The 9309-nt window shown below is 71.5% G+C and carries 13 protein-coding genes; 8 read left to right on the top strand and 5 right to left on the bottom strand.

The genetic code is table 11. The features are described 5' to 3' along the window. The first annotated feature begins 4 nt into the window (after nucleotides 1-4). Complete coding sequence (locus ACFQ11_RS03180) at nucleotides 5-550, top strand: methylated-DNA--[protein]-cysteine S-methyltransferase (protein WP_378296228.1); 546 nt, start codon at nucleotides 5-7, stop codon at nucleotides 548-550. A gap of 87 nt (nucleotides 551-637) precedes the next feature. Then, entirely contained in the window at nucleotides 638-1768 is a 1131-nt protein-coding gene (dnaN, locus tag ACFQ11_RS03175) for a DNA polymerase III subunit beta (RefSeq protein ID WP_378296227.1), read from the top strand. Nucleotide 1769: 1 nt separating this feature from the next. On the opposite strand, the gene ACFQ11_RS03170 is transcribed toward dnaN, so the two are convergent. After that, entirely contained in the window at nucleotides 1770-2333 is a 564-nt protein-coding gene (locus ACFQ11_RS03170) for a helix-turn-helix domain-containing protein (RefSeq protein ID WP_378296226.1), read from the bottom strand. A gap of 96 nt (nucleotides 2334-2429) precedes the next feature. On the opposite strand from ACFQ11_RS03170, the gene ACFQ11_RS03165 reads away from it, so the two are divergent. Together ACFQ11_RS03165 and ACFQ11_RS03160 are read left to right on the top strand one after the other, a co-directional pair. Further along, entirely contained in the window at nucleotides 2430-3086 is a 657-nt protein-coding gene (locus tag ACFQ11_RS03165; protein WP_378296225.1) for a B3/B4 domain-containing protein, read from the top strand. Next, nucleotides 3080-3949 carry an EamA family transporter gene (locus tag ACFQ11_RS03160; RefSeq protein ID WP_378296224.1) on the top strand — a complete coding sequence of 290 codons (870 nt, stop codon included), beginning with the start codon at nucleotides 3080-3082 and terminating at the stop codon, nucleotides 3947-3949. The genes ACFQ11_RS03165 and ACFQ11_RS03160 overlap by 7 nt, the downstream gene beginning before the upstream one ends. A gap of 58 nt (nucleotides 3950-4007) precedes the next feature. Here the strand turns inward: ACFQ11_RS03160 and ACFQ11_RS03155 are convergent, their stop codons facing one another. Continuing rightward, nucleotides 4008-4496, bottom strand: a complete 489-nt coding sequence (locus ACFQ11_RS03155; RefSeq protein WP_378296223.1) for a hypothetical protein — start codon at nucleotides 4494-4496, stop codon at nucleotides 4008-4010. Nucleotides 4497-4654: 158 nt separating this feature from the next. Here ACFQ11_RS03155 and ACFQ11_RS03150 point away from each other — a divergent pair, with 158 nt between their 5' ends. Then, nucleotides 4655-5095: a GntR family transcriptional regulator gene (locus tag ACFQ11_RS03150; protein ID WP_378296222.1), complete on the top strand. Its 441-nt coding sequence runs from the start codon at nucleotides 4655-4657 to the stop codon at nucleotides 5093-5095. A gap of 26 nt (nucleotides 5096-5121) precedes the next feature. Here ACFQ11_RS03150 and ACFQ11_RS03145 read toward each other — a convergent pair whose 3' ends face one another. Continuing rightward, entirely contained in the window at nucleotides 5122-5331 is a 210-nt protein-coding gene (locus tag ACFQ11_RS03145) for a DUF397 domain-containing protein (protein WP_378296221.1), read from the bottom strand. After that, complete coding sequence (locus tag ACFQ11_RS03140; RefSeq protein WP_378296220.1) at nucleotides 5325-6188, bottom strand: helix-turn-helix domain-containing protein; 864 nt, start codon at nucleotides 6186-6188, stop codon at nucleotides 5325-5327. The genes ACFQ11_RS03145 and ACFQ11_RS03140 overlap by 7 nt, the downstream gene beginning before the upstream one ends. 242 nt (nucleotides 6189-6430) lie before the next feature. Here ACFQ11_RS03140 and ACFQ11_RS03135 point away from each other — a divergent pair, with 242 nt between their 5' ends. Together ACFQ11_RS03135 and ACFQ11_RS03130 are read left to right on the top strand one after the other, a co-directional pair. After that, a complete protein-coding gene (locus ACFQ11_RS03135; protein WP_378296218.1) occupies nucleotides 6431-6712 on the top strand; it encodes a hypothetical protein in 282 nt (93 codons plus the stop codon). Then, a complete protein-coding gene (locus ACFQ11_RS03130) occupies nucleotides 6709-7134 on the top strand; it encodes a hypothetical protein (protein WP_378296217.1) in 426 nt (141 codons plus the stop codon). Before ACFQ11_RS03135 ends, ACFQ11_RS03130 begins: the two co-directional genes overlap by 4 nt. A 94-nt stretch (nucleotides 7135-7228) precedes the next feature. Here ACFQ11_RS03130 and ACFQ11_RS03125 read toward each other — a convergent pair whose 3' ends face one another. Next, a complete protein-coding gene (locus ACFQ11_RS03125) occupies nucleotides 7229-7969 on the bottom strand; it encodes a methyltransferase domain-containing protein (protein WP_378296216.1) in 741 nt (246 codons plus the stop codon). A 413-nt stretch (nucleotides 7970-8382) separates the two neighbouring features. On the opposite strand from ACFQ11_RS03125, the gene ACFQ11_RS03120 reads away from it, so the two are divergent. Next, complete coding sequence (locus ACFQ11_RS03120; RefSeq protein WP_378296215.1) at nucleotides 8383-9267, top strand: alpha/beta fold hydrolase; 885 nt, start codon at nucleotides 8383-8385, stop codon at nucleotides 9265-9267. Nucleotides 9268-9309 lie beyond the last annotated feature (42 nt).

Genomic DNA, 9309 nt, shown 5'->3' with positions numbered 1-9309 from the left:
TGACATGCGGACAACCGGCAAGAGGACGACCGGCAAGAGGACAACGCACACCGTCCTGGAAAGCAAAGTCGGGCCGCTCACCATCGTGGTCACCGACGGCGCACTATCCGGCCTCTACATGCAGCAACAGCGGCACCGCCCGTCCCCGGAGACGCTCGGATTCCCCACGGACGACCCGAACGAACAGCCGTTCCCGCAAGTCGCGGAACAGCTCGACGCCTACTTCGCCGGTGACCTCACCGAGTTCGACGTCCCGATCGCCATGAACGGAACACCTTTCCAGCAACGCGTCTGGGCGGCGCTCCAGCGCATCCCCTACGGGGAAACGGTCACGTACGGCGAGCTGGCGCAGGAGATCGGCAGCCCGACCGCGTCCCGCGCCGTCGGCCTCGCCAACGGCAAGAACCCGATCAGCGTGATCGTCCCCTGCCACCGCGTCATCGGTTCCAACGGCGACCTCACCGGGTACGGCGGCGGCATCGAGCGCAAGCGGTTCCTGCTGGACTTCGAGCGCACGGTCCGGCACGGCGCCGAACCCGCGCTCTTCTGAACGGGCGGACGATTCTGTCGGCCCCCTCGGATAACGTGCGGGCGCGACCGGACGTCCGGTCGCGGGTATCGCGAAAGGGCACGTCAGATGGAGTTCCGAGTCGACCGGCAGACGCTCGCCGAGGCCGTCGCGTGGGCCGCGCGGACGCTGCCGTCCCGTCCCGCCGTGCCGGTCCTCGCCGGGATGCCGATCGAGGCCGGCGACGGCGAACTGGCCCTCGCGGGGTTCGACTACGAGGTGTCGGCGCGCGCCCGGATCGACGCGGAGGTCGCCGAGCCGGGCCGGGTGCTGGTGCCGGGCAGGCTGCTGTCCGACATCGTCAAGAGCCTCCCCGCCCAGCCCGTGGAGGTCTTCACGAAGGGCGCCGAGGTCGTCGTCCGGTGCGGGGCCGCCGAGTTCGGCCTGCTCACGATGCCCGTCGAGGACTACCCGACCCTCCCCGAGCCGCCCGCCCGCGCCGGCACCCTGCCGGGCGAGCTGTTCGCGGAGGCCGTCGCGCAGGTCGTCCCGGCCGCCGGCCGCGACGACACCCTACCGATGCTGACCGGCGCCCGCATCGACATCGAGGGCGACACGATGTGGCTCGCCTGCACCGACCGGTACCGCATCGCCGCCCGCGAACTGACCTGGTCGCCCGCCGACCCGGGGTTCACCGCGGGCGTCGTCGTCCCGGCCCGCACCCTCGCCGACGCCGCGAAGGCCGTCCGGCCGGGCGCGGAGGTCGCGATCGACCTCGGCGGCTCCGGCGAGGCCCTCATCGGCGTCTCCGGCGGCGGCCGCACCATGACCAGCCGCCTCCTGGACGACCAGTACATCAACTACCGCGCCCGGCTCACCGGCGAGTGGACGTCCACCGCGCGCGTCCGCACCGCCCCGTTCGCCGAGGCGATCAAGCGGGCGGCGCTGGTCACCGACCGGGGCACGCCCGTCCGGCTGGCGTTCACGCCCGGCGAGGTGCGGATCCGCGCCGCCACGGGCGACTCGGCCCGCGCCAACGAGGCCCTCGGCGCCGAGCTCGACGGCGACGAGGTCGACATCGCGTTCAGCCCCCAGTACCTCCTGGACGCCCTCGCCGGCGTCCGCACCGAGTGGACGCGCGTCGAGTGCACGGGCCCGACGAAGGCGGCCCTGATCACCGGAATCCCCGACGAGGAGGGCGCCGCCGACCACGACACCGGCTTCCGCTACCTCGCGATGCCGGTCCGCCTCACCTCCTGATCTAGAGGTCCAGGACGGCCAGGACGAACCGGACGTCCCGGTCGCCCGCGTTCGCGTACGAGTGCGGGCGGTCGCCGACGAACACGGCGGCCGCGCCCGCCTCGACGAGGTCGGTGCGCCCGTCCACGCCCAGCGTGAGGACGCCGTCCTCCACGTAGACGATCTCCTTGGTGCCGGGCACGTGCGGGTCGCTGTCCCGCGTCTCGCCCGGCCGCAGCTCCCACCGCCACAGCTCCAGCGACGGCCGCGGGTCGCTGCCGGCCAGCAGGGTGCCGCGCCCGCCCCGTGCGCCCTCCCACAGCACCACGTGCCGTTCCGGCGGGAACATCCGCACCGGCGGCTCCTGCTCCACCTGCACGAGCCGGGTCAGCGGCACGCCGAGCGCGTCGGAGATCCGGATCAGCGTCCCCAGGTTCGGGTTGCCGCGCCCCTGCTCCAGCCCCACGAGCACGCCTTTGCTGACGCCCGCCCGCCCGGCCAGCTTGTCCAGGCTCCAGCCGTGCCCGGCCCGCAGCGCCCGGACCGTCCGCGCCACGGCCTCGCCGATCGCACCCTGTTCGCCCACGCATCCTCCTCGACGGGGATACCAGGATGCCACCGCCCCGATCGGTCGTTACAATGACCTGCGGAGTACATCAAAATGACCGGGAGGTTCGGGGACATGCTGGAGCGAATCGTCGTGGACGAGGCCGTGCGGGAGCTGCGTCCCGACTTCGCGGTCCTCGCCATGACCGCGGAGGGCCTCACGAACGGACCGGGCGACGACGCCTCGGCCGCCTGGTTGACCCGCGCCGCCGAACACGCCGACCCCGCGAACCCGCACGTGGAAGCGTGGCGCGAAGCGTACCGGGCGTTCGGCGCGAAGCCGAAGCGCACCCGCCCGTCCGTCGACGCCCTCATGCGCCGCGCCGTCCCGTCCATCAACCGGGTCGTGGACGCCTACAACGCGATCAGCGTCGAGCACGCGCTCCCGATCGGCGGCGAGGACCTCGACGCCTACCGCGGCCCCGCCCGGCTCGTCCGCGCCACCGGCGACGAACCCTTCGACGTCGTCGCGTCCGGCGAACCGGCCGTCGAGCACCCCGAGCCGGGCGAGGTCGTCTGGCGCGACGACGACGGTGTCACGTGCCGCCGCTGGAACTGGCGGCAGTGCGTCCGCACCCGCCTCACCGAGAACACCAAGAACGCCCTGTTCCTGCTGGAACGCCTCGAGCCGTACCCCCTCGACGACCTCCACGCCGCCGCCGACGCCCTCGCCGCCCGCCTCCGCGAGATCTCCCCGGACGTCCGGATCGCCACCCGGCTCGTCGCATGGTGACGGTCCTCGCCCTCGGCGCGGCCCTGGCCTACGGCGTCGCCGACTTCCTCGGCGGTGCCGTCTCCCGCCGCGCCACCGCCCTGCAGGCGCTGCTGTGGTGCGTGCCCGTCGGGTTCGTCGTCGTCCTCACCGCCGCGCTGATCGACGGCGGCGCGCCCACCGCCCCGTCCCTCGCCTGGGGGTTCGGCGCGGGCCTCGCCGGCGGCACCGGCCTCATCACCTTCTACGGCGCGCTCGCCCGCGGCCCGATGAGCGTCGTCGCGCCCGTCTCGGCCCTCGCCGCCGCCGTCCTCCCCGTCGCCGCCGGCGTCGTGCGCGGCGAACGGCTCAGCGCCACCGTGATCGCGGGCGTCCTCCTGTGCCTGGTCGCGATCGGCATGGTCAGCATGGAGGAGGACAAGGAGGAAACGGCGCCCGCCAAGCGGAGCCTCACCGACTCGGGCCCCCTCATGGCGGCCGTCTCCGGCATCTGCTTCGGCGTCTTCTTCACCATCCTCGGCGCCGCCGGGAAGGACGGCGACCTGTGGCCGATCGTCGGCTCCCGCGTCGGCAACCTCGCGGTCGTCCTGGTCGCCGTCGCCGTCGCTCTCCGCCTCCGCGGCGGGAACCTCGGCCCCCGCGTCTCCGGTCGCACCCTGATCGCCCTCGCGCTGCTCTCCGGAATCCTCGACGCGAGCGCGAACGTCCTGTTCGTCGTCGCCACCCAGCACGGCCTGCTCAGCCTCGCCGCCGTCCTGACGTCCCTCTACCCGGCGATCACCGTCCTCCTGGCCCGCATCGCCTACAGCGAGCGCCTCCGCGCCGTCCAGCGCGTCGGCCTCGCCGTCGCCGCCACCGGCGTGGTCCTGGTGACCGCCGGGTGACGCACCGACGCGGCATGCGCGCGGTGTGGCACGACCTCCACCGCAACCGATCACCGCGTCAGGTGGAGTACTCCCCGTCCCAGGGGGCGCAGAAGCCGAGCCGATCCGGGTAGAGTTCGGCCCAGTCGTCCTCGTCCTCCTCCTCGCCGTGCCGTTCGATCACCAGGCCGAACAGGACGCCGTCGACCACCACGCGAAACGGCCGGACGGAGATGTCGGCGTACTCGCGCCCGGGAAGCGCGTCCAGCAGTTCCCCCATCCGGGCTTCCGCCCTGGCCACGACGGACGTGCCCGAGTGCGGCCGTCGCTGCTGCTCGCGCCACGTGCCCGCACACCACACGTCCGATTCGAGGTGACGGCCCGCGAAGTCGAACCGGTGAAGCACGACGAACAGTCGCTTGCGATCCTCCCAGCCCTCCCCGTGGTCGGCGTCGCCGGCCATGGCGTAGGTGATCGAGCCGAAGAACTGGCCTTCCGCGTACCGGCCGATCGTGGCCGTCCGGTACTCCGGCTCATGGGCGATGGGAATGAGATCGGGCACTGCCATCCCGAAACGCTAGCCGCGCGAGCATATTTGTTGTTACGCAGAGTCGGCTCAGGCATAGGGAGACGCCCATGTGGACCGCGAGTTCGCTGCCCTACCTCACACCCCGGCAAGACGGCCAGGCCGACGCGTGGTCCCAAGAGGCGGCGGAGGCTGGACACGTGGGCACCCAGCAGACCCGTGAGGTGGTGACAACGCTGCCGCCCGCGCAGGTGGCGGCGGCGCTACGGCTGCCGGAAGGCGCCCCGGCGGTGGTCCGGCGGCGGACCATGCTGATGGACGGTCGTCCGGTCGAGTTGACCGACTCCTGGTACCCGAGCGCCATTGCCGCCGGAACGGCCCTCGCCGAGCCCGGGAAGATCAAGGGCGGCGCGGTCACTCTGCTGGCCGGTCTCGGCTACACCGTGCACGAGGCCCGCGAGGAGATCGAGGTGCGCGTCGCCACTCCGGAGGAGGCCGCCGAACTCGCCCTACCCGCCGATGCACCGGTGATCCTCTTGCGACGTACATGTCTGACCGCCGAGGACGTGCCGTTCGAGGCGTCGGAAATGGTGATGGTGCCCGAGGGGCGCCGCCTGCGTTACCGGCTCACCGCCGGTTGAGCGCTTCGCGGACTGACGCCCGGTGCTCAGAGGTCGTGGGCACCCGACCGGATGGCACCGAGCAGCGCGCCGAAGGCCCCCCGGTCGAGCAGCAACTTCGGCCCGTGCGGATCGGTGGAGTCACGCAAACCGACTCCGGCCGATACGTTGCACGCAATCTCGACGCAGGTGTTGGCGTCCTTGCTCCGTGTGCTCTTACGCCACCGGACGTCGGGTCCTTCTAGCAGAGTCAGCATGGATGGTCGAAGCCTCGTCTCTTCGCCGCCGCCTCGATCAGTTCAAGAGAGCTTTCCGGGGTGAGTGCCGCTTCGCAGATCTTTTCGAACGCCAGCCTACAATGCTCGACTTGTTGCGGACTCTCCATGTAGACCACTCCGAAGAAGCCCTCCGCATACGCCACGTCGGGGTCTGCGGGCTCTGCGAACCTGAGGACGATCAGTGACCCTTCCAAGCCGCAGTGAGTCCCGACCGACTGCGGTAGGAGCTGAACGGTGACGTTCGGGCGCTGCGCATCGGATTGAAGCCGGCGGAGCTGGTCGCGCCACACGGCCGGTCCACCGATCGGACGGCCGAGCACGGCTGCGTCGAGGACGACGCGGAGCCGCGGCGGATCGACCTCCCGGGTGAGGATCGTCTGCCGGACCATGCGAGCACGGATCCGGCGCTCGATGTCACTCGCCTTGCCGAGGTCGCCCGCCTTGATGATCTCCCGCGCGTAGTCCGGCGTCTGCAGGAGCCCGGGGATCACCTGAGGGTCCCAGTTGCCGATCTCCGAGGCCGCGTCCTCCAATGCGACGTACGGTCCGTTGAGCACGTCGATGTAGTCCGTCCACCACCCGCGTTCTTCGGCTTCGCGGGCGAGGCTCAAGATGGCTTCTCGATCAGGGCTGCCCACTCCGTAGAGGTTGAGCATCAGATGAACGTCGCGTTCATTGGGCTTGTTGCGGGCGCTCTCGATATGGCTGACCTTGCCCTGACTCCACCCCAGGCGAGCGGCTGCGGCCGTCACTCCCAGTTCCGCCTGCTCCCGGAACTCTCTGAGGCTGCGCGCAAGCCTCCGCGCACGGACCGAGGGGATGTACGAAGGGGACATAGTGCCAGTATCGCTCCGTGTGATCGGCAAACAACTCTTCGTGGCCAGATCAGGTCACGCACATCGCTGCTAACGCCTTGCGATCAGTAATCATTACGAACACTATGTAGCCATGACGACGCCGAGTGTGACGGTGTCGCAGGCGAGACCTGGCAGGAAGAGACCGCCGCGCGGTCGGGCTGAGCTTGGAACCCTCTCCCCGACCGCGCGGCTACCAACCCCACAAGGGAGGAGGTACCGCCATGGTAGACAGCCCATCGGCGGTGAGGGGCGCTGTTGAGGGCGTTCCGACCGGGCTCGGGGATCTGTGTCCCGGGTGGTTCAGCGAACGGGTGGACGGGCGGCTCGTCGCGCGGCGGCTGGAGACGCTGTCCGACTACCAGCGCGGGTGCGGGTGCCTGGACGAGGTGACGGCGGGGTCCGTCACCGAGCTGCTGCTCGTGTGCGAGGCGCACAACACGCTCGCCGAACGGATCGCGGTCGCCGAGACGACGGCGCGCGGCGTCCACGGGGCGGGGTCGTGACCGCCGTCGTCCAGCCGATCCGGCCGGCGCCGTGGGATCGGGACGATCCGGAGGTGGTGCTCGCCGAGGTGCGGCGTGTGCTGCCGGGCGTGGTGGCGTGGGCGGGCGAGTACACCGGCTCGTTCTGGCTCCTGCACGACGACCGCCTGGAGGAGTTCGCGGACGGACGAGCGTTGCTCGCGAGTGTCCGAGGGATCTCCGTGCCGTGGCCGCCGCAGATCCCGAGGGCCCGGCGGACGGACGTCCGCCCTGGTGCGGCGCCCAGGCCGTCGAACCGGAGGGCCGCCGCGCCGCCACGTCACGTCCCTGCGCGGGTGGGGCGGCGCCGGGGGGGCGAGCCGTTCTTTCCGCCGCCCAACCGGGTTCGCCGGTTCCTCGGCAGGTGCGGGGCGCTCCTCGGGGGTGTGGACGCCGGTCACTGAGGGGCGTCGTCCCTGGTCACCGTGAGCCGGACGGCGTACAGGCAGTCTGAGGGTGGCGCGGTCCCCGAATCCACGGATCAGCGGAGCCGCGCGGTCAAGCCGGGGGAGCCAGGGTGACGTCCTGGCCGGTCGCGGTGACGGTGATACGGAACCGCCGGAGGGCGTCAGGCTCGCGTTCGGCCTGGAGGACCGACTGCGGTTGCTTCTGACCTCGCAACGGCATGAAGAACGCGTCGCCCACCGCGCGGCCCTCGGCAACGCCGTCTGCGACGTCGAGGACCACCAGCGCGCCGACGCATTCGGGGCCGGAGTAGGGCACGACGATCCGGCCTGCGTCGCGGGTCTGCTCGACCCACGCGTACGGGATCGTCCGGGCTGACGCCGTGACGATCACCCGATCGAACGGCGCCCTCTCGGGCGCGCCGTTCTCGCCGTCGCCGGTGATGAGGCCGACCCGGTCGGCGAAGCCGGTCCGCTCCAGGGCCGCCGACGCGGCGGCGGCCGGCTCCGTGTCGATCTCGACGGTGGTGACACGGGCACCGGCGGCGGCCATGAGCGCGGCGTTGAAGCCCGTACCGGCGCCGACCTCCAAGACGCTCATGCCGGGCTCCAATTCGGCGACGTCGAGCATCTGCCGCACGACGTAGAGGGCGGACGCCGACGAGGTCGGCCACAGCGTGCCGTGGGCGTCCCGGTGGACCTGGGTCACCACGGGCTCGCCGCTGTCGACATGCCGTTCCCACAGCTCGGGATCGTCGGCGCGGTCGAGTGACTGGAGCTCACCTTCCGAGTTCCGCACCCAGATCCGATCGGGAATGAAGTCCGCCCGGTTCACGCCTGCCCCGAGCCGCCGCAGAGCGGACACGTCACCTGCCTCTTCTTCCCGTCGTCCCACTGGTCCTGCTTCCCCGAGCCGTTGCAGCCATGGCACTTGGCCGGCTTGCCGTGCTTGCCCACCGCCCCCCTCCCACTCCTCAGTTGGGACAACCGTAAGTCGGCGCATCCGGGCCTACAAGGAGCGAACCTGCTCGCCGACGCGCGTGCTGCCGGGTGCTGGGTCCGACGGGGCGGACGGGATGGTCCGGGTTGCAGTGCGCGGGCGTGGCTTGTCCCCCGTGCGAGCTACGGGGGAATGTCCGCTGAACGGTGACGAATCGTGGGGGGACGGATCCATAGCGTTGTTCTCGTCGCCACGGACACCGTGCCGCGGCGAGAGACAAGCCCCCGGCTCCCGCTCTGGAGGAAACGATGATCCGCGCCGTCAAGACCGCCGCTCTGGCCGCCCTTTCCGTCGCCGTGCTCGGTGCCGGGCTCGTCGGGTGCGACGGCGAGTCGATGGAGAACTGGGACCCGTTCGCCTCCGGGCCGAAGGCCGCGTCGTTCACCGGCAGCGAGAAGCTCGATGTGGACGGCAAGTCGGTGAACGTGTCGTGTTCCGGTGAGCTGGCGGACGGTGAGCCGGTCGTGGTGCTGCTGCACGGCGGGGGCGACGGGGCCGACAAGATGGCCGCCCTGCAGGAGTCGGTGAGCGCGAAGCACCGGGTGTGCTCGTACGACCGGCTCGGTGCGGGGGCGAGCGCCAAGCCGGACGGGCCGCAGAGCTTCGACAGCACGGGGAAGGTCCTGACGGGGGTGCTCGACCGGGTGGCCGGGGACCGTCCGGTGGTGCTGGCCGGGCACTCGCTGGGCGGGCTGATCGCCGCCCGGTACGCCCCCGACCACCGGGACCGGGTGAAGGGCCTGGTGCTGATGGACGCGACGCCGGCGACGATGGTCGCCGACATCTCGACGATCATCCCCGCGTCGGCGACGGGCCCGGCGGGCGACCTGCGGGCGCAGAACCTCGCGATCTTCCAGGGGCGCAACCCCGAGCAGCTCGTCATCGAGGACGGGCCGGTCGAGTCCGCCGGGGACGTCCCCGTCGAGATCATCAAGCACGGGCAGCCGTACCTGGCGGCCCTTCCGGGGTACGGGCGGGCGCTGGAGGACGCCTGGACCGCGGGCCAGGCGAAGTGGAAGGGCCTGTCGAGCAAGGCCGAGGTCAGTGTCGCGGACAAGGCCGGGCACTACATCTACACCGACACCCCGGACGTCGCCGTCAAGGCCATCGAGAAGGTCGCGGAGGCCGCCTGACCGCGGCAACGGCGAAGGGCCGCGACCGGGAGACGGTCGCGG

Source organism: Actinomadura sediminis, assembly GCF_042675525.1.
Lineage (GTDB): Bacteria > Actinomycetota > Actinomycetes > Streptosporangiales > Streptosporangiaceae > Spirillospora > Spirillospora sediminis.
Note: the sequence above shows the minus strand (reverse complement) of the source record. Positions and strands in the feature narration are given on the sequence as shown.